General features: G+C 73.7%; 18 protein-coding genes. 11 read left to right on the top strand and 7 right to left on the bottom strand.

What is annotated here, in order from left to right; all coding sequences use genetic code 11:
• Entirely contained in the window at positions 1-1,395 is a 1,395-nt protein-coding gene (locus K7G61_RS07185) for an MFS transporter (RefSeq protein ID WP_225845811.1), read from the bottom strand.
• Between the two features lie 190 nt (positions 1,396-1,585).
• On the opposite strand from K7G61_RS07185, the gene K7G61_RS07180 reads away from it, so the two are divergent.
• The 4 genes from K7G61_RS07180 to K7G61_RS07165 all read left to right on the top strand — a co-directional run bounded on the left by K7G61_RS07180 (position 1,586) and on the right by K7G61_RS07165 (position 7,894).
• Positions 1,586-2,218 (top strand): TetR/AcrR family transcriptional regulator, encoded by a 633-nt coding sequence (locus K7G61_RS07180; protein ID WP_225845810.1) that lies wholly within the window; start codon positions 1,586-1,588, stop codon positions 2,216-2,218.
• A 352-nt stretch (positions 2,219-2,570) separates the two neighbouring features.
• Positions 2,571-4,820 (top strand): molybdopterin-dependent oxidoreductase, encoded by a 2,250-nt coding sequence (locus K7G61_RS07175; RefSeq protein WP_225845809.1) that lies wholly within the window; start codon positions 2,571-2,573, stop codon positions 4,818-4,820.
• 155 nt (positions 4,821-4,975) lie between these two features.
• Positions 4,976-6,412, top strand: coding sequence for an aldehyde dehydrogenase family protein (locus K7G61_RS07170; RefSeq protein WP_225845808.1), 1,437 nt, complete (start codon positions 4,976-4,978; stop codon positions 6,410-6,412).
• Between the two features lie 399 nt (positions 6,413-6,811).
• Positions 6,812-7,894, top strand: coding sequence for a zinc-binding dehydrogenase (locus K7G61_RS07165; protein ID WP_225845807.1), 1,083 nt, complete (start codon positions 6,812-6,814; stop codon positions 7,892-7,894).
• A gap of 122 nt (positions 7,895-8,016) precedes the next feature.
• Here the strand turns inward: K7G61_RS07165 and K7G61_RS07160 are convergent, their stop codons facing one another.
• A complete protein-coding gene (locus tag K7G61_RS07160) occupies positions 8,017-8,550 on the bottom strand; it encodes a DUF402 domain-containing protein (RefSeq protein WP_225845806.1) in 534 nt (177 codons plus the stop codon).
• 179 nt (positions 8,551-8,729) lie between these two features.
• Complete coding sequence (locus K7G61_RS07155; RefSeq protein WP_225845805.1) at positions 8,730-9,398, bottom strand: TetR/AcrR family transcriptional regulator; 669 nt, start codon at positions 9,396-9,398, stop codon at positions 8,730-8,732.
• 79 nt (positions 9,399-9,477) lie between these two features.
• Between K7G61_RS07155 and K7G61_RS07150 the strand changes: the two genes are divergently transcribed.
• Positions 9,478-10,626, top strand: a complete 1,149-nt coding sequence (locus K7G61_RS07150) for an acyl-CoA dehydrogenase family protein (protein WP_225845887.1) — start codon at positions 9,478-9,480, stop codon at positions 10,624-10,626.
• Between the two features lie 175 nt (positions 10,627-10,801).
• Complete coding sequence (locus K7G61_RS07145) at positions 10,802-11,419, top strand: TetR/AcrR family transcriptional regulator (RefSeq protein ID WP_225845804.1); 618 nt, start codon at positions 10,802-10,804, stop codon at positions 11,417-11,419.
• Between the two features lie 154 nt (positions 11,420-11,573).
• Here the strand turns inward: K7G61_RS07145 and K7G61_RS07140 are convergent, their stop codons facing one another.
• The 3 genes from K7G61_RS07140 to K7G61_RS07130 all read right to left on the bottom strand — a co-directional run bounded on the left by K7G61_RS07140 (position 11,574) and on the right by K7G61_RS07130 (position 14,889).
• Positions 11,574-12,038, bottom strand: a complete 465-nt coding sequence (locus K7G61_RS07140; protein ID WP_225845803.1) for a MaoC family dehydratase — start codon at positions 12,036-12,038, stop codon at positions 11,574-11,576.
• Positions 12,039-12,240: 202 nt separating this feature from the next.
• Positions 12,241-13,776, bottom strand: coding sequence for an amidase (locus tag K7G61_RS07135; protein ID WP_225845802.1), 1,536 nt, complete (start codon positions 13,774-13,776; stop codon positions 12,241-12,243).
• Positions 13,777-13,860: 84 nt separating this feature from the next.
• Positions 13,861-14,889: an LLM class flavin-dependent oxidoreductase gene (locus tag K7G61_RS07130; RefSeq protein WP_225845801.1), complete on the bottom strand. Its 1,029-nt coding sequence runs from the start codon at positions 14,887-14,889 to the stop codon at positions 13,861-13,863.
• A gap of 87 nt (positions 14,890-14,976) precedes the next feature.
• Between K7G61_RS07130 and K7G61_RS07125 the strand changes: the two genes are divergently transcribed.
• A complete protein-coding gene (locus K7G61_RS07125; protein ID WP_308190596.1) occupies positions 14,977-15,933 on the top strand; it encodes a helix-turn-helix transcriptional regulator in 957 nt (318 codons plus the stop codon).
• A 71-nt stretch (positions 15,934-16,004) separates the two neighbouring features.
• On the top strand, positions 16,005-18,749 hold the full coding sequence (locus tag K7G61_RS07120) for a penicillin acylase family protein (protein WP_225845800.1): 2,745 nt from the start codon (positions 16,005-16,007) through the stop codon (positions 18,747-18,749).
• A 175-nt stretch (positions 18,750-18,924) separates the two neighbouring features.
• Here K7G61_RS07120 and K7G61_RS07115 read toward each other — a convergent pair whose 3' ends face one another.
• Entirely contained in the window at positions 18,925-20,310 is a 1,386-nt protein-coding gene (locus K7G61_RS07115; RefSeq protein ID WP_225845799.1) for a serine-threonine protein kinase, read from the bottom strand.
• 279 nt (positions 20,311-20,589) lie between these two features.
• Between K7G61_RS07115 and K7G61_RS07110 the strand changes: the two genes are divergently transcribed.
• From K7G61_RS07110 to K7G61_RS07100, 3 genes are all read left to right on the top strand, one after another.
• On the top strand, positions 20,590-21,423 hold the full coding sequence (locus K7G61_RS07110) for an SDR family oxidoreductase (RefSeq protein WP_225845886.1): 834 nt from the start codon (positions 20,590-20,592) through the stop codon (positions 21,421-21,423).
• A 181-nt stretch (positions 21,424-21,604) separates the two neighbouring features.
• Complete coding sequence (locus tag K7G61_RS07105; RefSeq protein ID WP_225845798.1) at positions 21,605-22,231, top strand: TetR/AcrR family transcriptional regulator; 627 nt, start codon at positions 21,605-21,607, stop codon at positions 22,229-22,231.
• An 18-nt stretch (positions 22,232-22,249) separates the two neighbouring features.
• Positions 22,250-23,245, top strand: coding sequence for an NADPH:quinone oxidoreductase family protein (locus tag K7G61_RS07100; protein WP_225845797.1), 996 nt, complete (start codon positions 22,250-22,252; stop codon positions 23,243-23,245).
• Positions 23,246-23,251: the final 6 nt, after the last annotated feature.

Raw genomic sequence — 23,251 nt, 5'->3', positions numbered from 1 at the left:
TCACGACTCCTTGACGATCGTGCGGGCGAGGGCCGGTGCGAGCAGAGCCGCGACCGCCGCGAGGACGGCGCAGGCGAGGTAGACGTCCTGGTAGGCGCGCGGCCCGCCGACCGAGTGGGCGGCGATGATCGAGCCCGTCGCGGCGACCCCGAGGGCGCCGCCCACCTGCCGTGCCGTGGTGGTCATCCCGACGCCCGAAGCGAACCGCAGCGGCGGCAGCGACACGGCGGCCGCCGTGGACAGAGCGGTCAGGGCGGCCCCGAAGGCCGCGCCGCCGATCAATCCCATCGGCAGCCACAGCGCCAGGTAGCGGGTTTCGGGGCCCAACTGCAGGTACGTCCATATGCTCGCCGCGGCAAAAGCCACCATGGAGACGCCGACGACGGCCGGCAGGTGGTGCGGTTTGGCCCGTTTGCCCACGGCGACCGCGGCGAGCGCGGAAGTGAGCGCGCCGGGTGTGACGGCGAACCCCGCCTTCAGTACGGAGTAGTGCCACACGGTGGTCAAGAAGAGCGGGCTGCTCAGCAGCCAGGCGAACAGGGCCGCGCCGGCAAAGGCGGCAATGGCCGAGGACAGGGCGAAAGTACGGTCGCGCAGCAGCGCTGTCTCGACCGCGGGCGCCCTGTGGCCGGCGGAACGGACGAGTGCGGCAGCGGTCAGTGCGGCGCCGCCCGCCGTGCCGGCGACGGTGGCGCCCGAGGTCCAGCCCCAGTCGCTGCCTTTGGTGAGCCCCAGGACCAGCAGGCCGATGCCCGCGGTGAACGCCACTGTGCCCAGTGGATCGGGGAGGCGCCGCCCGGCGCCTGCGGGCTCGGGAAGCCCGCGCACGCCTGCCGCGACCAGCAGGATGCCGATCGGCACGTTGATCAGGAACACCGACCGCCACCCGAAGGCGTTGACCAGCACCCCGCCCAGTGCGGGGCCGGCCGCGGTGGCCATCGAGCCCGCCGCGCCCCAGGCGCCGATCGCCGCCGCGAGCCGGGCGGGCGAAGTCGTGGCAAGGAGCAGTCCCAAGGCGGCCGGGATCATGCCGGCCGCGGCCGCCCCTTGCAGCGCGCGGGCGGTGATCAGCCACGGCAGGCCGGTCGCGGTCGCACACAGCGCGGAGGCGGCGGTGAAGCCGGTGAGTGACAGCAGGAAGACCCGCTTGCGGCCGAAGGCGTCGGCGATCCGCCCCATGGGGGTGAGCAGTGCCGCGAACAAGACGGCGTAGCTGCTCACCACCCAGGAGAGGTCGGAGACGCGGTCGGCCGGGAAGCTGCGGGCCAGGTCCGGGAAGGCCACGTTGACGACGGTGGTGTCGAGGAAGGCGACGAAGGTCGCGCCGGCGCTCAGCAGGAGCACGAGCCCGGCCCGGGAGTCCACGGCGGCGGAGGCGGGCGGAGGGTCCGGCATGACCGGGGAAGAGGGCGTGGGCGAGACAGGTGAAGGGGGTGGGGTTGCGGAGGACATGCCACGGCATCCGTTTCCTCGACGTGATGAACATACTGACGGTACGGAACATACATACCGTAGGTATGTATGTGTCAAGGCCTGCCCTTGGCTAGGGTGGAAAGCGGATCCGTACGACATGGAGGGGCCGGTCGTGGCAGCAGCGCGCTCAGGCAGCGAGAGCGGGACGGGAACCAGGCAGCGCCAGCGCGAGCGGTCGGACGCCACCGTCGAGGACCTGCTCACCGCAGCCCGTGCGCTGTTCGCCGCCGATGGGTACGCGGCGACTTCCCTGGACGCCGTCTGCGAGCGGGCGGGCGTCACCAAAGGCGCGCTCTACCACCACTTCGCCGGCAAGCGGCAGTTGTTCGCCGCCGTCTACGCCCGCGAGCAACTGCGCCTGTCCGACGTGATCTCCGCCGCCTACCTCACGGCCGCCGAAGACCCGTGGCGCGCGCTGTACGAGGGCTGCCGCGCCTATCTGGAGGCATCGCTCGATCCCGAGGTCCAGCGCATCACCTTCTACGACGCGCCAGGGGCGCTCGGCTGGGAGGCCATGCGCGACCTGGCCGACAACTGCCGCGAGATGACCCGACGCGGTGTCGAGCGCGCGATCAGGAAAGGCGCCGTCGCCCCCGGTCCGGCCGAACCGCTGACCTCACTGCTCTACGGCGGACTCAGCGACGCCGCTCTGGCCGTCGTCCGGGCCGAGGACCCACGGACGGCACTGGCCGAGACACTGGCCCAACTGCGCAGGATCTTCGACGCCCTGGCCGTGCGGGACTGACAGCGCGATGTCAGGTCGGCCGAGCCCGCCGGTACCGGCGGCGCACCGCGCCGCGCGCTCGTCCGGTTCCGCAGCGCCGAACGCCCGCAACGCATCCTCGACGGCTGCGCCTGCGCCTGCGCCTGCGTCTGCGCCCGGGAACGGGAACAGGAACGGGAACTGACCGAACAGCGGTCCGCGGATCCTCGCCGGGGCGAAACGGCTGGTACGGGCCTGTCCGGGCGCGGTCCCCGACTGGGCGCGGTGGCGCGTCGCGGAGTTTTCCACAGGGTCCGGAACCGATGTCCGTACGCGCCGGTAATGTCGAAGACGAACGCGCGCCACCGAAGCCGCACGTCCAGGGGAGGACCAGATGACCAGTTCGGGGACCGGGACAGCACTGCGCGTCTGTCCGCTGTGCGAGGCCACTTGCGGTCTCAGCCTGACCATCGACGGGGGCCGGGTCACGCGTGTCCGCGGTGACCGGGAGGACGTGTTCAGCGCGGGCTTCATCTGCCCGAAGGGGGCTTCGTTCGGCGAGCTGGACGCCGACCCTGACAGGCTGCGGCGGCCGTTGGTGCGGCGCGCGGGCCGGCTGGTCGAGGCCGGGTGGGACGAGGCGTTCGCCGCGATCGCCGAGGGGCTCGGCCCGGTCATCCGCCGGCACGGCGGTGGCGCGGTGGGCGTCATGCTGGGCAACCCCAACGTGCACACCATTGCCGGCGGGCTCTACCCCGGTCAGCTGGTCAGGGCGCTGGGCACCCGCAATGTGTTCACCGCCAGCACCCTCGACCAGATGCCCAAGCACGTCTCGTGCGGCTACCTGTTCGGCGACCCCGACGCGATTGCGGTGCCCGATCTGGACCGCACCGACCATCTGCTGCTCATCGGCGCCAACCCCCTGGTGTCCAACGGCAGTCTCGCCACGGCCGCCGACTTCCCCGGGAAGCTCAAGGCGCTGCGCCGGCGCGGCGGCCGCCTGGTCGTGATCGACCCGAACAGCACGAGGACGGCACGTGCCGCCGACCGACATGTGGCGCCCAGGCCGGGCACGGACGCCGCGCTGCTGTTCGCCATGGTGCACGTGCTGTTCGCCGAGAATCTGTCCGACCCCGGTGACCTGGGGCGATACCTGACCGGCACGGAGGACGTCCGCGCCTTGGCCGCCGACTTCACGCCCGAGTCGGTGGCCGCCTATTGCGACGTCCCGCCCGACGACATCAGGTCGCTGGCCCGGGAACTCGCCGCGGCGGAGCGAGCCGTGGTCTACGGGCGGCTGGGCAGCACCGCCGTGGAGTTCGGCACCCTCGCGAGCTGGCTGGTGGACGTGCTCAACGCACTGACCGGCAACCTCGACCGCCCCGGCGGAGCGCTCTTCCCGCTGTCCGCCACCGCCCGCGCACCCAGACCGCCGAAGCCCGGCAGGGGCTTCACCACCGGCCGCTGGCACAGCCGCGTCTCCGGCCATCCGGAGATCAAGAGCGAGTTGCCCGCGGCAGCGCTCGCCGAGGAGATCGACACCCCGGGCGAGGGGAGGCTGCGCGGCCTCATCGTGGTGGCCGGCAACCCGGTGCTCTCCGCACCCGACGGCGACAGGACGGACCGTGCCCTGGCCGGACTGGACTTCATGGTCAGCGTCGACCCGTACCTCAACGAGACCTCGCGCCACGCCCACGTCGTACTGCCGCCGCCTCCGCCCGCCCAGAGCGCGCACTTCGACTTCGCCTTCAGCGCGCTGGCCGTTCGCAACACCGTGCGCTACAGCCCGCCCGCCCTTCCCCTCGAAGCGGGCCGGCTCGACGAACCCGAGATCCTCGCCCGATTGATCCTGGCCGTCCTCGGTAGGAGCGGGCCGCAGGAGCGCCCCGGAAGCGTGGACGAGGAGGCGATCGCACACCGGCTCGGCAAGGAGACCGCCGACCCGCACTCGCCCGTGCACGGCAAGGATCCCGGCGCACTGGCCGCCGTCCTCACCGGCCGCACAGGCTACGAGCGCAGGCTGGACCTGATGCTGCGACTCGGCCCCTACGGCGAGGGTTTCGGCGCGGAACCCGGCGGTCTCAGCCTGACGGAACTGCTGCGGCACCCCCACGGCATCGACCTCGGCCCGCTGCGGCCGCGCATCGCGGAGGTGCTGCGCACGCCGTCCGGCACCGTGGAACTCGCCCCCGCGCCGATCGTCGCCGACGTGCCGCGACTGCGGGAGGCCGTAGCGGGCGGGGCCGGGGGACCGGCACTCGTGCTGATCGGCAGGCGCCATCTGCGTTCCAACAACAGCTGGATGCACAACCTTCCGGCCCTCACCGGCGGCAGCAACCGCTGCACCGCGCAGATGCACCCCGATGACGCCAAGCGGCTCGGGGTGGCCGACGGCGACCCCGTGCGGATCAAGGGCGACGGCGGCGAGATCGTCCTTCCCGCCGAGATCACCGAGGCGCTGCGCCGGGGAGTGGTGTGCGTGCCGCACGGCTGGGGCCACGACCGTGAAGGGACGCGGCAGACGCGGGCCGCGCGGGAGCCGGGTGCGAACGTCAATCAGTTGCTCGACGGCAGCCGGCTGGACCCGCTTTCCGGCACGGCGGTGCTCAACGGATTCCCGATACAGGTGGAGGCCGTGCGCTGAAGCCCGGGCAGGGAGGGCGCGTGCGGCTGGAACGGCGAGGCCAGGGGCCGTGACCCACGGCACACCCGAGGCCCGCTGGTTCCATAAAACTATCGGCGCTAGTTTGGGGAACAGGACACAGAGCGGCGACTCCGGAGGGCAGTGGGGTGGACGGCATGACAGGCACGACGGCGGAAGGCACGGTGCGCGCGCACCGGGCGCGTGACGCCATGTACATCGGCGGACGATGGCGCCCCGCGCGGGGCACAGAGCGGATCGACGTGCTCGACCCGGCAACCGAGCGGGTCGTCGGCCGGGTACCGGCCGGCACGGCTCTGGACGTGGACGACGCGGTACGCGCGGCCCGCGCCGCCCTGCCCGGGTGGGCGGCCACCGCGCCGTCCGACCGGGCCGCGGTGCTCGCCGCGGCCCGCGACCTGATGGTTGCCCGCCGGAAGCAGATCGCCGCCACCGTTTCGACCGAGCTGGGCGCGCCGCTCGCCTTCGCCACGGCCGTCCACACCGACCTCCCCGTCGCCGTCATGGGCTCCTACGCCGCCCTCGTCGCCGAATACGCCTTCGAGGAGCGGGCCGGAAACTCGCGGGTCTTCCAGGAGCCGGTGGGCGTGGTCGGCGCGATCACCCCCTGGAACTACCCGCTGCACCAGGTCGTCGCCAAGGTCGCTCCCGCGCTCGCGGCGGGCTGCACGGTCGTCCTCAAGCCGGCCGAGGACACCCCGCTGGTCGCCCAGCTGTTCGCGGAGCTCCTGCACGAAGCGGGACTGCCCGAGGGAGTGTTCAACATGGTGACCGGGCTCGGAACGGTAGCGGGGCAGGCGCTGGCCGAACACCCCGGGGTCGATCTGGTGTCCTTCACGGGTTCCACCGCGGTGGGCCGCCTCATCGGGAGCATCGCCGGGTCCGCCGTCAAGCGGGTGGCGCTCGAACTCGGCGGCAAGTCGGCGAACGTCGTCCTGCCCGGCGCCGATCTGGCCAGGGCGGTCAATGTCGGAGTGGCGAACGTGTTCGCCAACTCGGGGCAGACGTGCAGCGCCTGGACCCGGATCCTGGTGGACGCGGAACGCTACGACGAAGCGGTGGACCTTGCGGTGGCGGCCACCGCCAAGTACGTCCCCGGCGAGCGGATCGGGCCCCTGGTGAACGCCGGACAGCGGGAGCGGGTGCTCGGCTACATCCGTCGCGGCATGGAGGAGGGCGCCCGCGTGGCGGCCGGCGGGCCCGAGATGCCTGAGGGGCTACCCACCGGGTACTACGTACGCCCCACGGTGCTCGCCGACGTCACCCCCGAGATGACCGTCGCCCAAGAGGAGATCTTCGGCCCGGTCGTGGTCCTGATGCGCTATCAGGACGAGCAGGACGCCCTGCGCATAGCCAACGGCACCGTGTACGGGCTCGCGGGCGCGGTCTGGGCCCCCGACGAGGAGACGGCGGTCGCTTTCGCCCGCCGTATGGACACCGGCCAGGTGGACATCAACGGGGGGCGGTTCAATCCGCTGGCACCTTTCGGCGGCTACAAGCAGTCGGGCGTGGGCCGCGAGCTGGGCGTCCACGGACTCGCGGAGTATCTGCAGACCAAGTCGCTGCAGTTCTGAGCCGCCTGAGCCGCCTGAGCCGCCTGAGCCGCCCGGACGGCCGGAGGTTGCCCGGACGGCCGGGGGTGGCCCGGACGGTTCGCAGCCGGAGCGCCTGGTCGTATCAGGGTGTGCCCGGGCCGATGCCGCCCGGCACCGGCCCGGGCACCCCGGTGGAACCGGGCGCACCCTGACGGAGCCGCACGGGCCTGGGCAGCCGTTCGCCGTCCGGGCGGTGGGCCAACAGCCGAACGACAAGCAGACGAATCGACTTCACCACTGCCCCCACTTCCACTTCCACCTTCACCTCCAACCTCCGCCTCCCGCGTCCGCCTCCCACCTTCACCTCTCACCTCCGCCTCCCACCTTCACCTCCACACTCACCGCTCACCGTTCACCGCCAGCCGCTCAGGAGATGCCGTGGTCCGCGCCGCTGTACTGCCCGAAGTGAAAGCCCCGCTCGTCGTGACCGACATCGACCTGCCCGAGCCCGGGCCCGGGCAGGTGAGGGTGCGGCTGGCGGCGGCGGGGGTGTGCCATTCCGACCTGTCGCTGTCCAACGGGACGTTGCGGCAGCCGGCGCCCGCGGTGCTGGGGCACGAGGGGGCGGGAACGGTGGTCGCCGTCGGCGAGGGGGTAGGGCATGTGGCGCCCGGCGACGAGGTGGTGCTCAACTGGGCGCCGGCCTGCGGTGCGTGCCACTTCTGCGGGCTGGACGAACCGTGGCTGTGCGCGAACGCGGGAGCAGCGGCGCAGCGGCCGTACGCGACCCTGGCCGGTGACGGCAGCGCCTTGTACCCGGGTCTGGGCACGGCCGCCTTCGCCGAGGAGACGGTAGTGGCTGCCGGCGCGGTGCTGCCGCTGCCGGCCGGGGTGCCGCTGACCGACGCGGCACTGCTCGGCTGTGCCGTGCTCACGGGGTACGGCGCGGTGCGGCACAGCGCCCGGATTCTGGAGGGGGAAACGGTCGCGGTGTTCGGGGTCGGCGGGGTGGGGCTGGCGGTGCTGCAGTCCGCGCGGATCGCGGGCGCCGGGCAGATCGTCGCGGTGGACGTGTCACCGGCCAAGGAGGAGTTGGCCCGGGCGGCCGGCGCCACGGACTTCGTCGTCTCGGGCGCCGACACGGCCAAGCGGATACGCGGGCTCACCGGCGGGCACGGCACCGACGCGGCCGTGGAGTGCGTGGGCCGTGCCGACACGATCCGCGCCGCGTGGTCGGCCACCCGGCGCGGCGGGCGGACGACCGTGGTGGGCATCGGCGGACAGGAGCAGGAGGTCACCTTCTCCGCGCTGGAGCTGTTCTACTTCGCCCGCACGCTGTCGGGCTGCGTCTACGGCAACTGCGATCCCGCCCGCGACCTGCCGGAGTTGGCCGGGCATGTGCGGGCCGGGCGGCTCGACCTGTCCGGCATGGTCACCGACCGGATCGGCCTGGAAGAGATCCCGGCGGCCTTCGAGGCGATGACCGCCGGGCGGGGAGGGAGGGCGCTGGTGGTGTTCTGAACCCGGGACCGCGGTGGCGTGGCGCCCTTCGGTGATGGTGCCGTGGGTGCGGTCTGGCTTGGTGATGGTGCGGTGCGGTTTGGCTTGGTGATGGGGCGTCGGCGGCGCCCCGGGCCCGGGCCTCAGGCCGTGTCCACCATGGTCAGCCAGGGCCGGTGTGCTCCGGCGAAGGGGCCGGTGCGGTCGGCGATCGCGCTCAGGAGCCAGTTCGCGGACCGCCGGGCGGCGTCGATGACGTCGTCGGAGTAGCCGTAGAGCTTCTGGTGCTCGGCGAACTCGTCCTCGTCGACGAGGATCGGATCGACGGCGCCGCGCTTGAGGAGGACGTCGAGGTCGAGGTCGACGGCGGTGACCTCGCCGGGGGAAGGCCAGGCGGGGGGCGTGGTGATGTCGCAGTAGATTTTCGTGCTGCGCGGAGCGGCGTTGAAGGCCGCCGTCCACCAGGCGTCCCGGGGGAAGAGGATGACGTGGGCCTCCGGAAGCGGCACCGCCGGGCTGTGCCCCTTGCGCATCACGCTGTCGGCGGGGAGGCCGAGCCAGACGCCGTGCTCGTCCTCGCCGAGGGGACGCATGCGCAGGTTCCAGTGCAGGGTGCCGTCGTACTTGCGGTAGTTGACCTGAATGAAGCCGTCGGTGCCTGAGTCCGGTGTCGACATGACGTCATCCTGGCAGTACCGAGGCGCCGCCGACCTTCCAATTCCGCTCCGAATTCCGCTCCGAAGCCGCCCCTCCGTGCTCACGCCTCCGCCCGTGCCGCCGACGCCCCCCGATCCGGCCGCGGGATGCGCCCCTCGGCGCCTACCCGCCCCCCGGACACGGCGTGCGCGTCGTGTGTTCAGGCCGACGGCGCCGGGCCCCGAGCCGCGCCCAGCGCGGCGTACTGCTGCGCCAGTCCGTCCACCAACGCGCGCAGGCCGGTTTCGAAGGCTCCTTCGTCCACCTGCCGGCGGTGGGCGGCGAGCAGGTGGGCCTGGCCGAGGTGGGGGTAGTCGGCGGGATCGTAGGCCGAGGCGTCGCCGACGAAGCCGGCCGCGAAGGAGCCGAGGGCGGACCCGGTGACGAAGTAGCGCATGAGGGCGCCGATACGGGTTGCCTGGGCCGGGGGCCAGCCCGCCTCCACCATGCCGCCGAAGACGGCGTCTGCCATGCGCAGGCCGGCCGGCCGAAGCCCCGGGCCGACGGCGAGGTAGGGCACGATCCGCGGGTGGTCGGTGAGCGCGGCGCGGTAGGAGCGGCCCCACTCCAGGAGAGCGGTCCGCCAGTCCCGCCCGTCGCCGAACATCGACAGATCGACCTGGGAGACGACGGTGTCCGCCACCGCGTCGAGGATCGCCTCCTTGGTCGCGAAGTGGTTGTACAGCGAGGGGCCGCTGACCCCGAGTTCGGCCGCGAGACGGCGGGTGGACAGGGCACCGAGCCCCTCGTCGTCGATGAGCGCGAGCGCGGCGGCCACGATGCGGTCGCGGCTGAGCAAGGGCTTGCGAGGGCGGGCCATGCGGCACATAGTAGAGGCTGTCCGCTAAAAACTAGCGATGATAGTTTACGTGGGACCCATTGCGGCTTCCGGAAGGCTGGACGACACCGTGGATCTCGAACTGTCCGAGGAACAGGCCGCGGTCAAGGCGCTGGCCAGGGACTTCACCGATCGGGAGATCGTCCCGAACGCCGTGGCCTGGGATCGCGCGGAAAGTGTGGACCGAGGCGTCGTGAAGAAGCTGGGCGACCTCGGCTTCCTCGGTCTCACGATCGGCGAGGAGTACGGCGGCTCGGGCGGTGATCACCTCGCCTACTGCCTGGTGACCGAGGAGCTCGGCCGCGGCGACTCCTCGGTGCGCGGCATCGTCTCGGTCTCCCTCGGACTTGTCGCCAAGTCGATCGCGCACTGGGGCACCGAACGGCAGAGGCGGACCTGGCTGCCCCGGCTCACTTCGGGCGACGCGGTCGGCTGTTTCGGCCTCACGGAGCCCGGCGTGGGCTCGGACGCGGCCAGCCTCACCACCCGCGCCCGCCGGGACGGCGACTCGTACGTCATCAGCGGCAGCAAGATGTTCATCACCAACGGCACATGGGCTGATGTCGTTCTGCTCTTCGCCCGCACCGGTGGCGAGGGCCACAAAGGGATCAGCGCCTTCCTCGTGCCCGCCGACAGCCCGGGTCTGAGCCGCCGGGAAATACACGGCAAGCTGGGCTTGCGCGGGCAGGCGACCGCGGAGCTGGCACTGGACGGCGTGCGGGTGCCGGCGGACGCGATGCTCGGGCCGGAGGGCAAGGGCTTCTCCGTGGCCATGTCCGCACTGGCCAAGGGGCGGATGTCGGTCGCGGCCGGCTGCGTGGGCATCGCGCGGGCGTGTCTGGAGGCGGCGGTGGCGTACGCGGGGCAGCGCGAGCAGTTCGGCGCGCCGATCGCCCGCCACCAACTCGTCCAGGAGATGCTCGCGGACATCGCCGTCGACGTGGACGCCGCACGGCTGCTCACCTGGCGGGTCGCCGATCTCATCGACCGAGGGCTCCCCTTCGCGACCGAGTCCTCGGCCGCCAAGCTCTACGCCAGTGAGGCCGCGGTGCGCTGCGCCAACAACGCCCTGCAGGTCTTCGGCGGGTACGGCTACATCGACGAGTACCCGGCGGGCAAGCTGCTGCGCGACGCGCGGGTGATGACGCTGTACGAAGGCACCAGCCAGATCCACAAGCTGCTCATCGGACGGGCCCTGACCGGCGTGTCGGCGTTCTGAGGCGTACCGGCCGGCCGCCGGCTCGCGTGCCGGGTACGCGGGAGTCCGGACGGCTCATCCGTTCATATGTCTAAGCTACCGCTCAGTATCTAAGCGCTTGCTCACCCGCCGGGTAAGGTGTGGGCCTGTCGATCGACCAGGAGCATCGAGCAGGGACCGGCGGGAGGAGCGAGCGATGAGTGCGCAGGCGTCCACAAGCGGCGAGGGCTGGGGTGACATCACTCCCGACGCCGCCAGGCGGCTGGTGGTCGCCGCGGTGGAGGCGTTCGCGGAGCGGGGCTACCACGCCACGACCACCCGGGACATCGCCGGCCGCGCGGGCATGAGCCCCGCCGCGCTCTACATCCACTACAAGACCAAGGAAGAGCTGCTCTACCAGATCAGCAAGGTCGGCCACCTGCGCTCGCTGGCCATGCTGTCCGAGGCCCGGGACGCCGACGCGCCGGCCGCCGAACGCCTCGCGACGGCCGTACGCCGCTTCGTGCGCTGGCACGCCGAGCACCACACCACCGGCCGCGTGGTGCAGTACGAACTGGGGGCGCTCGCCGCCGACCACTACGCCGAGATCGTGGTCCTGCGCCGGCAGAGCGAGGACGCGATCCGTTCCATCATCAAGGACGGCGTGAGGGACGGGGAGTTCGACGTGCCCGAGGTGTCCGGCACCACGCTCGCGGTCCTGTCGCTGTGCATCGACGTGGCCCGCTGGTTCAACCCCGGCGGCCGCAGGACGCCCGACGAGGTCGGCGAGCTGTACGCCGACCTGGTCCTGCGGATGGTACGGGCGCCGGGGTAGCCGCTGACGGGCCCCGCCGCCCGTCGGCCGCCCGAGTGCCCGAGCACCCGAGTGCCCGAACACCCCGCGTGCCCGAGCCGCTCCAGCCGCCGAGCCGCAAACTACCCCGCGCCGAGCCGCTCCAGCCGCCGATGCCCCGTGCCCCCGCCAGGTCTCAGAAATAGAACCGCGCGACCGTCTCCGCCACGCACACCGGCTTGTCGCCGCCCTCGCGCTCGACGGTCACCCGCGTGACCAACTGGACACCCCCGCCGACCTCGGTCACCTCCGCGAGCTCCGCCGTGGCGCGCAGCCGCGAGCCCACCGGGACCGGGGCCGGGAAGCGCACCTTGTTCACGCCGTAGTTCACACCCATCGTCACGCCCTCGACGCGCAGCAGCTGCGGGGTGAACGACGGGATCAGCGACAGCGTGAGGAAGCCGTGCGCGATGGTCGTGCCGAACGGCCCCTGCGCCGCGCGCTCCGGGTCGACGTGGATCCACTGGTGGTCGCCTGTCGCCTCCGCGAACAGGTCGATCCGCTTCTGGTCGATCTCCAGCCACTCGGTCCGGCCGAGCTGCTCGCCGACGGCGGCGCGCAGTTCGTCGGGCGAGGCGAAGACGCGGGGCTGCTGCGGCATGGGGAGCCTTCCTGGGATGCGGACGCCGTGTCGCGGCCGGGACGGTGCGACGCCGGCGGGGCGGAAGCGGGGACGCCGGTGCCGACGCGGGTTTCCAAGCGCTTGCTCAGCATGGTTGGGCGGGACCGGGCGTGTCAACGTGACAGGGCCAGGGCCCGCCGACGTGACGGCGCCGCGCCCGCCGCCCTGACGCCCGCCGCCCTCATGCCCGCCACACCTCCGGGTGCCGCCCGGCCCACGGCCGCGCCCGCTCCAGTTGCGCGGACAGCGAGATCAGCGTCGCCTCGTCGCCGTACCGCCCGCCCAGCATCACCCCTATCGGCAGCCCGGCCCCGGGCGTTCCCGTACCCCCGGGCGTTCCCGTGCCCCCGGCCGTTCCCGTGCCCCCGGAGGTCCCCGTACCCCCGGCGGCACTCCCCGCCCCGCTCCCCGTCCAGTACAACGGCACGCTCACCGCCGGCTGCCCGGTCGCGTTGTGCAGGGGCGTGTACGGCGTGAAGTGCGCCATCGCGTCGAATTCGGCCGCCGGGTCCCGGTCGTCGCGCAGGGCGCCGACGAGCGGCGGGGGCTGGGCCAGCGTGGGGGTGAGGATCACGTCGTACGACGACAGGAGCGCGTCCGCGACGAGGCGTCCGAGCGAGCGGAAGGTGCGCAGCGCGGCGGCGAACGCCGGCCCCGACACGCCCCGGCCGGCCGCGCGCAAGTACCGGGTGAGCGGCATCAGCCGCTCCTCGTCCTGCGGCGCCACCGGGTCCGCCGTCGACATCACCGCCCACACCGTGCCGAACGCCTCGCGTATCGCGCCGTCCACCGGCAGCGACAGTTCGTCGACCTCGTGCCCCAGGTCGCGCAGCAGGGCGGCGGCCGCGTCGTGCGCCGCCCGGCAGTCCGGGTGAAGCGCCACGCCCGGCACCGGCGGGTCGGCCAGGGCCGCCACCCTCAGTCGGCCCGGGTCCCGGCCGGCGTACGAGGCGAAGGTCTCGCCGGGCGGCAGCGACGGGGCCGTGTACGGGGCGCCCGGTACCGGGCCGGCGAGGACGTCGAGCAGGGCCGCCGCGTCCGCCACCGTACGGGCGATCGGCCCCGACGTGCTCAGCCCGCTCACGTCGTGCCGCACCGGACCGGCGCTGACCCGGCCCCGGCTCGGCTTGATGCCGAAAAGGCCGCACACCGACGCGGGGATGCGTATCGAGCCACCGCCGTCGCTGCCCTGGGCGAGCGGGGCCAGTCCCGCGGCCACCGCGGCGGCGGCGCCTCCGCTCGAACCGCCCGCCGAGCGCTCCAGGTCCCATGGGGTGCGGGCGGGCGGCGCCAACCGGTTCTCGGTGTACCCGGGCAGGCCGAACTCGGGGGTGTTGGTCTTGCCCAGCAGTATGGTTCCGGCCGCGCGCATCAGCGTCACCACGTCGTCGTCGGTGTCCGGGACGTGGCCGGCGTAGGCGGCGGAGCCGAGCGTGCAGCGCACTCCGGCGACGAAGGTGAGGTCCTTGACCGGTACCGGCACGCCGTGCAGCGGCGGCAGTTCGCGCCCCTCGCGGCGGGCCGTGAGCGCCCGGGCCTCGGCGCGCGCGGCCTGCTCGCGGGCGACGTCCGGGGTGACCGTGAGGAACGCTCCCAGCCGCCCGTCCAGGCGCTCTATCCGGTCCAGGTAGTGCTCGGTCAGCTCGACCGGCGAGAGCGAGCCGGCCCGGATCGCCGCCGCCTGCTCCACCGCGGTCAGGTCGTGCGGCTCGCCCATACCCGTCCTCCCCTTCGCCTGCCGCGCCTTCGGGCGGTGGCCGGATCCCCTTCCGGCGCGGCCCGCGCGGGGGCGATCCTCGCACTACCCGCCGGTAGCGGCCAGTCCCCTTGACACGGCGCCGTCGAGTTCCGGCCGCAGCCGCGCCAGCCCGTCGAGCTGGGCGAGCTGCGCCGGGATGTCGGGGGCGGCGATGCGCATGATCAGGTGCCTGGCCCCCTGGGCGACGTACCGGCCGAGCTTCTCCGCCACGACCTCGGGCGTGCCCGCGGCGTTGGCCTGAATGCGCTCCATCTCCTCGATCGGCCGCCCGTAGGTGCGCCTGGCGTACGCGTCCAGGGCCGCGCGTCCGCCGTCGGCCGCGCCGGTGAGCAGCACGTTGACGAACAGCGCCGGGGTGAAGGGCGCGTCGGCCCGGCCCGCCTCGGCCGCCGCGGCGCCGATCGCGGCCAGGCCCGTACCGTAGTCGGCCGGGTCCGGCGGGTACGGGAGCCAGCCGTCGTAGATCCGTCCGGCCCGGGCCAGCGCCGCCGGGGTCGCGCCGCCCAGCCACACCGGCGGGCCCTGCGGACGGAAGGCGCGGGTGGCGGGGGCGATGTCGTCGAAGCGCAGCACCGAGCCGTGGAAGGACACCGGGCCCCGGCCGGTCCACAGCCGCCGCCACAGCGCGACCGTCTCGTCGAGCCGGGCGAACCTGTCCGGCCAGGGGGTCCCCGCCATCGCGTACACCGGCTTGCCGAAGCGTCCCGGGAAGCCGGCGCCCACGCCGAGCACCAGCCGGCCGCCGGAGAGCAGGTCGACGGAGGCGATGGTCTGCGCGGCCGTCACCGGCGTCCGCAGCGCGGGCAGCAGCGTGGCGGTGCCCAGCGTCACGCGTTCGGTGACGGGCGCGAGCGCGGCCAGCGCGGTCAGCGCCTCCAGCCGCGGGGTGAGCAGGGAGTCGGTGGCCCACAGCGAGTCGAAGCCGGCCCCCTCGGCGCGCACCCCGAAGCCGACGACCTCCCGCGGACCTGCCGCGTCGGTCCACTGGGCCTCGGTGGTGGGGACGAAGACGCCGATACGGACCGGGCCGTCGGCAGGGGCGGCGCCCGGGTGGGCGGATGCGTTGGTCATGCGGCCGAGCCTGCGCGGCCGGCTCGCGCACCCGCAATTCCCGGCGGGGAATCGCCGCGTGCGGCGGCCCCGGGATACAACGGTCCCGTGGACTTCGCCCAGGCCCTGCGCGCCAGCCGCACCCGCCGCCGTCTGAGCCAACTGGAACTGGCCGTGCGCGCGGGCACCACCCAGCGGCACATCAGCTTCATCGAGAACGGCCGCTCCGCCCCCGGACGCGCGCTGGTCGCCCGCCTCGCCGACTCCCTCGCGCTGCCGCCCCGGGAGCGCAACGGCCTCCTGCTGGCCGCCGGTTACGCGCCCGCGCATCCCCAGCGGGACCTGGCCGACCCGGCGCTCGCGCCCGCGCTGGAGGCGCTCGGCCACATCCTGGCCGGCCACATGCCCTACCCGGCCATCGTCGTGGACCGCTGGGGCGGGGTCGTCGGCGTGAACGCGGCGTTCTCCGTCATGACCGAGGGCTGCGACCCGGCACTGCTCGGCCCTGGCATGAACCTGCTGCGGCTCGCCCTGCATCCGGGCGGCCTCGCCCCGCGGATCCGCAACTTCCCGCAGTGGGCCCGGCACGTCATCGAGGCCGTACGCGAGGAACTGCGGCGCGACCCCGACGACCGCCTGTCCGCTCTCCACGACGAACTCGCCGGCTACGTGCCCGACTCCGCTCCCGACGCGGACGCCCTGCTGGGCTTCACGGTGCCGATGGAACTGGAGACGGTCCGCCGCGGCACACTGCGGCTGATGACCACGGTCGCGAAGTTCGCCACCGCCGCGGACGTGACGATCGCCGAGCTGAAGCTGGAGGCGTTCCTGCCGGCCGACCGCGAGACGGCCGACGCCCTGAACGGTACGGACGCCGTCCCGGGTGCGGCTGCCCTCACCGGTACGGACGCCCTTACGGGAACGGCGGCTCTCAGCAGTGCCGACGCGCCCACCGGTACGGACGCCCCCGCACCCGCGGCCGCCCCCACCCGCCCCGGCGCGGACGCGGGGTCCGGCGGGCGGACGCGGGAGCGTCCGGAACGGGGCCCGCTGCCCAGGACTTGACGCACCGCTCGTCTTCCGGGACCGACTTACCGGCGGTAACCTCCGCCCACCGGTATCCGGAAGGAGCACACATGCCGCTGCGGACCCCACGACGGATCGGCACGCTCAAAGCCGCTGCCGCGGCCGCGCTGCTCGCGCTCGGCGCCATGACGGTGGCGCCGGGCGCACTCGCGCAGGCCGCGGACGCGACGACCGACTACTGCGCCGGGCAGTGCGCCGACATCCTGCCACCCGGCGAGAACGGCAACGCCACGCTCGCCGACATCCTGGCCAACAAGGTGCTGGGCACCCGTCCCGCGCACACCATGGACCAGCTCGCCCCGTACGCCTCGCTCGCCGACGGCTACCCGGGCCTGACCGACACGACGATCAGCGACTTCTTCAACAGCTCCTCCTTCGGGGTGCCCGCCGGCCAGGTCGCCTCGGTCATCAGCCCGCGCTCGGACGTGACCATCACCCGGGACAAGAAGACCGGCGTGCCGCACATCGCGGGCACCACCCGCTCCGGCACGGAGTTCGGCGCCGGGTACGCCGCGGCCCAGGACCGGCTGTGGCTGATGGATCTCTTCCGGCACGTGGGCCGCGGCGAGCTGTCCTCGTTCGCCGGCGGCGCGGCCGCCAACCGCGGCCTTGAACAGGAGTTCTGGCGGCAGGCCCCGTACACCGAGGACGACCTGCAGGCGCAGATCGACTGGCTCTCGGCCAACAGCGGCAGCCGCGGCAAGCAGGCGCTCGCGGACGCGCAGTCGTACATCGACGGGATCAACGCCTACATCACCGCCGCCAAGGCGGGCCGCTACTTCCCCGGCGAGTACGACCTGACCGGCCACGTCGACCCGATCACCAACGCCGGCACCATCGAGCCGTTCAAGCTCACCGACCTGATCGCGCTCGCCTCGGTGGTCGGCGCGCTGTTCGGCACCGGCGGCGGGGGCGAGGTGCAGTCGGCGCTGTCGCTGCTGGCCGCGCAGCAGAAGTACGGGGTCGACGAGGGCACCAAGGTGTGGGAGTCCTTCCGCGAGCGCGACGACCCAGAGGCGGCCTCGACCGTCCACGACGGCAGCAGCTTCCCGTACCTGACCCGGCCCGCCGACCCCCAGGGCGAGGCACTGCCCGACCCCGGCTCGGTGGTGCCGGAACCGCTGGTGTACGACGCGACCGGCGGCGCGACCCAGGCGGTCACCAAGAGCCCGGGCCTGCTCCCGGCCAACCTGTTCTCCACCCACAAGGGCATGTCGAACGCCCTCGTGGTCAGCGGCGCGCACACCGCGAGCGGCCACCCCGTCGCCGTCTTCGGCCCGCAGACCGGCTACTTCGCCCCGCAGCTGCTGATGCTGCAGGAGCTGCAGGGCCCCGGCATCAGCGCCCGCGGCGCGTCCTTCGCGGGCCTGGGGATGTACGTGGAGCTGGGCCGCGGCCAGGACTACGCCTGGAGCGCCACGTCCGCCTCCCAGGACGTGACCGACACCTACGCGGTCGAGCTGTGCCAGGACAGTACCCACTACCTCTTCCACGGCACCTGCGTGCCGATGGAGAAGCTGGAGCGCACCAACTCCTGGACGCCGACGACCGCGGACTCCACCCCGGCGGGCTCGTACCGCATGCAGGTGTGGCGCACGGCGTACGGACCGGTGGAGTACCGCGCCACGATCGGCGGCAAACCGGTCGCGTACACCCAGCTGCGCAGCTCCTACCGGCACGAGGCCGACTCCATCATCGGCTTCCAGGAACTCAACGACCCCGGCTTCGTGCACGACGCCGCCTCCTTCCAGCGGGCGGCGCAGGACATCAACTACACCTTCAACTGGTTCTACGCCGACTCACGGCAGACCGCCTACTACAACAGCGGCACCAACCCGGTGCGGGCGCCCGGCGTGGACGCCTCCTTCCCGGTGTGGGCCCGCGCGCAGTACGACTGGCAGGGCTGGGACCCCACGGCCAACACCGCCGACTACACCCCGCCGGCCCAGCACCCGCAGTCCGTCGACCAGGACTACTACATCTCCTGGAACAACAAGCAGGCGCCGGGCTACACGGCGGCCGGTTTCGGTGACGGCTCGGTGCACCGCGGGGACCTGCTCGACGACCGGGTCAAGGCACTGGTCCAGGCCGGCGGGGTGACCCGGGCCGCCCTGGTGAAGGCCATGGCCGACGCGGCCCTGACCGACCTGCGCGGCGAGGACCTCCTGCCCGACCTGCTGCGGGTCATCGGCACCGCGACCGTCACCGACCCGCAGGAGGCCGCCGCCGTGCAGCAGCTGAAGGCCTGGGCCGCGGCGGGCAGCAAGCGCCACGAGACCTCACCCGGGTCGCACACGTACGCGTACGCGGACGCGGTGCGGGTGATGGACGCCTGGTGGCCGCTGCTGATCCAGGGCGAGTTCGAGCCGGGCCTCGGCAGCGACCTGTACACGGCGCTGACGGCGGACCTCACGATCGACGAGTCGCCGTCCGCCGGGCACGGGCCGACGGGCGCGCACGCGGGCAGCTCGTTCCAATACGGCTGGTGGTCCTACGCGGACAAGGACCTGCGGCGGGTGCTCGGCGACCCCGTACAGGGTCCGCTCGCGCAGGAATACTGCGGCGGCGGGCAGCTCGCGGCCTGCCGGGACGTCCTGCTGTCCACCCTCAAGCAGGCGGCGGCCACCCCGGCGGCCACCGTCTACCCCGGGGACGACGGCGGCTGCTCGGCCGGCGACCAGTGGTGCGCCGACTCGATCGTCCAGCGCCCGCTGGGCGGCGTCACCGACGACCGGATCAGCTGGCAGAACCGGCCGACCTTCCAGCAGGTGGTGGAGTTCCCGTCGCACCGCTGAGGCTTCGACGCCCACGCGGTGGGACGGGTGAGCGGGCCGGGTCCGCGACGGCGGTGACCCGGCCCGCTCGCGCGCCACCGTCCCCGGGAGTCCCGGGCGGGGCACGGGGAGTACGGGGTGCGGGTCGCCGGGGCGCCGGGGAGGGCGGGGGCTCGGGAGGTGCGAGGGCGGGGGCTCAGCGGACGGCGTGCCCGGCGGCAAGGAGCACCACGCGGGCCAGCTCCTCGTGGCAGATGTCGTTGTGCGCGCCCGCGGGCGGTCCGCCGTGGCAGACCACGTCGGAGGCGTCCACGCTGACGCAGCCGGTCCGCGGGAAGGGCCCGTCCAGCGCGTCGGCCAGGGAGAGCGCCGCCGCGCCGGGCAGGGACTTGAAGCCGTCGTGCCCGATGGCGCCCCACCGCTCGTCGTCCAGGCCGAGGAGGGAACGGTCCTCGCCGTCCAGGCCCAGGAGGGAGCGGTCCTCGCCGGCCAGTCGCGAGGCCACCGGGTAGAGCACGCCGAGGGCCTGGTCGTGGCGTGAGTGGCAGGCCACCAGCGGCCCGGTCACCCGGGACCGCACGCCGTGCAGCACGCCGCCCCGGGTGTCGAAGGGAAGCGGTCCGCTGAACGTGTAGTGGGAGAAGGCCCCCTGCAGCAGCGTCACCGAGCTCACCCGGACCGCGTCCGGCAGCCCGGACAGGGCGAAGGACACCAGCCGGGCCCCGAAACTGTGCCCGACCAGGTGGACCCGCAGCTCCGGGGCCTTGCGCGCGATCTCGCCGAGCACCGGTCCGAGCCCCGACCGCCCGACGCCGCCCGCGCGCCGCTTCATCTCGTAGTACGTGGCCTGGCGCAGCAGTTCCTTGGCGCCGCCCCACACGCGCTTGCCGATGCCGCCGAGCAGCGCGGGGCCCGGCTCGGCCGGCTCGACCGGCGCGCCGGCCCGCTCCAGGGCGTCCGCCAGCGCCCCGCACAGCGTCACCGGGTCCTCGGCGGCCAGCACGGACCGCGCGCCGGGCGGCGTCCCGGTGTCCCGCGCGAAAGCGTCCTCCGAAGGCGGCGCCCCCACGCCGGTGACCTGGCGGACCAGGGCGGCGAACTCCCGCAGCCGCGCCGGGTCGGTGGAGCGCTCGGCCAGCAGGCCGGCGATCCGCTCGATACGGGTGTCGTGGCCGGGGAAGACCCGGGCGAGGCCGGCGCGGGTCGCGGCGTCGAGGGCCTGGCCGGGGTGCTCTGCCGGGCCGGGGTCCCGTGGCCGGCCGGTGGCCGGCGCCGCCAGGGCCGTGTGCGGGAAGTCGGGGATCGGCTCGTCGCTGAACCGCATCGAGGGCCAGTGCACGCCCACGTAGCCGAACCCATGGGCGGCGGGGCCGGGCAGCAGGGCGGGGAAGCGGGCGAAGAAGCGGTCGTACAGCTCGCAGGCCGTCGACAGGTCGTTGTTCCAGCCGTGCGAGAAGACCACCAGGTCGGCGCGCTCGTGCACGGAGGACAGCAGGGCGTCGCGCAGGCGGGGATCGGGGTCGCCGTCCGCGTCGAAAGTCAGGTCCCAGTACGGCTGGACACTCGTCACCGTCATGGCCATGGCTGCCCCCTCGCGCGGTCCCTGCCGCCGCTTTTGTCCTCTCTGACCGCATCATCCCGACCTGTCGTTCTCGCGTCCATCCCCCGGGAAGGTGAATACGCTCCGGATACGCCGGACATGCGTGGACGGTGCGCGCGGCGCGGCGCGCGGTCCGCCCCTTCCACCGCGATGACCGACCGCTTAGTATGCGAGGGGGTCCGCCCGCCGGAGCGGGCGGGAAGGCGGAGGACCCGCCGTCGAGAGGACCCGCCGTCGAGTCGAAGGAGGCAGCCCGTGGCCGTGGAAGCGCTGCGTGGCGCCGCGGTGGTCGTCACCGGGGCGGGCGGCGGTATCGGCGCCGCGCTCGCCCGCGCGTTCGCCGCCGAGGGCGCCCGGGTGGCCGTCAACGACCTCGACGCCGACGCCGCCCGCGAGGTCGCGCGGGAGATCGGCGCGGCCGTCGTCGCCGGGGACGCCTCGGACGTGGTGCCCGCCGCGCGCGAGGCGCTCGGCGGCGGCATCGACGTCTTCTGCGCCAACGCCGGGGTCGGCACCGGCGGCGGTCCCGAGGCGGACGAGGCCGCCTGGGAACTGGCCTGGGACGTCAACGTGATGGCCCATGTCCGCGCCGCCCGCGCGCTGCTCCCGCAGTGGCTGGAGCGCGGCTCGGGCCGCTTCGTGTCCACCGTCTCGGCCGCCGGGCTGCTGACCATGATCGGCGCGGCCCCGTACTCGGTGACCAAGCACGGCGCGCTCGCCTTCGCCGAGTGGCTCTCGCTCACCTACCGGCACCGCGGCATCCGCGTGCACGCCGTGTGCCCGCAAGGGGTGCGCACCGCGATGCTGGAGGCCAGCGGGACCGCGGGCGACCTGGTGCTGGCACCGAACGCGATCGAGCCCGAGGACGTCGCGCGGGCGGTGCTCGCCGGCATCGCCGAGGAGCGGTTCCTGATCCTTCCGCACCCCGAGGTCGCGAACCACTACGAGGCCCGCGCCGCCCAGCCCGAGCGCTGGCTCCGCGGCATGAACAAGCTCCAGCGGAGGTACGAGGAGCTGCGCGACACCGAGGCGCCGCGGGACGCCGACACCGAGGCGCCTCGTGGCGCCGAGGCCGCGGCGAAGGAGGGCGCATGACCGCGACCGGCGAGATCCCGCGGCGCGAACTGAAGGCCAGGGCCGGATAGGGTCCCTACCGGTCGGAACGCCGGTCGGAACGCCGGTCGCGACGCCGGCTGGAATCCCGGTCCCGGCCCGCCGGTTCCGGGCGCCGCACCGGAAGGCATCGCACCGGAAGGCACGAGGAGAGGGGCAGGCCATGGCACGCAACGCGACGACGAGCAGGGGCGCGCGCGGCGGCACGGGCGCGGCGGCCGCCGCCGTGCCCGAGCGGCTGCTCGCCGAGGCCACCCGGCTGTTCGCCGAACGCGGCTACGACCGCACCTCCGTCCAGGAGATCGTCGAGGCGGCCGGTGTCACCAAGGGCGCCCTGTACCACTACTTCGGCTCCAAGGACGACCTGCTGCACGAGATCTACGGCCGGGTGCTGCGGCTGCAGACCGAGCGGCTGGAGGCGATCGCCGCCCGTCCCGCCGACGTGCGCGACCGGCTCGCGGAGGCCGCCGCCGACGTCGTCGTCACCAGCATCGAGAACCTGGACGACACCAAGATCTTCTTCCGTTCCATGCACCAGCTCGGCCCGGAGAAGCAGAAGGCCGTGCGGGCCGAGCGGCGCCGCTACCACGAGATGTTCCGCTCACTCGTCGAGGAGGGGCAGCGCGACGGGGTCTTCCGCCCCGACCTGGTCCCCGACCTCGTCGTCGACTTCTTCTTCGGCTCGGTGCACCACCTGGGCACCTGGTACCGCGCGGACGGCCCGCTGTCCGCCGAGCGGGTCGCCGCCGAGTTCTCCGACCTGCTGCTGCACTCGGTGCGGCGGCCCTGACCCCCCGGGAGTCCGTACGTGAAGGCATGGCGTGTGCACGAGAACGGCGAGCCGGGCGCGGTGATGCGGCTGGAGACCGTCCCCGACCCCTCACCCGGTCCCGGGGAGGTGCTGCTGCGGGTGCTGGCCGCAGGCGTCAACTTCCCCGACGCGCTGCTCTGCCGCGGCCAGTACCAGACCAGGCCGCCGCTGCCCTTCACCCCCGGCGTCGAGCTGTGCGGCGAGGTCGTGGCCCTCGGTGAGGGCGCGGAGGAGGGCCCCGGGAGGCCGGCCGTGGGGGAGCGGGTGATCGGCCCGGCCGCCCTGCCGGGAGGGGCGTTCGCCGAGTACGCGGTCGTGCCCGCGGCAGGAGTGCTGCCCGCGCCCGCCGCCTTGGACGACGCCGAGGCCGCCGCTTTGCACATCGGCTACCAGACCGGCTGGTTCGGGCTCCACCGCCGCGCGGCGCTGCGCCCGGGCGAGACGCTGCTCGTGCACGCCGCCGCGGGCGGGGTCGGCAGCGCCGCCGTCCAGCTCGGCAAGGCCGCGGGTGCCACCGTCATCGGTGTCGTCGGCGGCCCCGGCAAGGCGAGGACGGCCCGCGACCTGGGCGCGGACATCGTGGTCGACCGCCGGGCCGAGGACTTCGTCGCCGTCGTCAAGGAGGCCACCTCCGGGCGCGGCGCCAACGTCGTCTACGACCCCGTGGGCGGCGACGCGTACACGAAGTCCACCAAGTGCGTCGGGTTCGAGGGCCGCATCGTGGTGGTCGGCTTCGCGGGCGGGACCGTCCCCGCGCCCGCGCTCAACCACGCCCTCGTCAAGAACTACTCGATCCTCGGCCTGCACTGGGGCCTGTACACCACCCACGACCCGGTCGCCGTCCGCCACGCGCACGACGAACTCACCCACCTGGCCGCCGAGGGCCTGGTCAAGCCGCTGGTCAGCGAGCGGGTCCCGCTGACGGGCGCGGCGGACGCCGTGCGGCGGGTGAGCGACGGGGCGACCGTGGGACGGGTGGTCGTCATCCCCTGACGGCGG

Source organism: Streptomyces sp. HPF1205, from assembly GCF_020400825.1.
In the GTDB taxonomy this organism is placed as follows: Bacteria; Actinomycetota; Actinomycetes; order Streptomycetales; family Streptomycetaceae; genus Actinacidiphila.
Note: the sequence above shows the minus strand (reverse complement) of the source record. Positions and strands in the feature narration are given on the sequence as shown.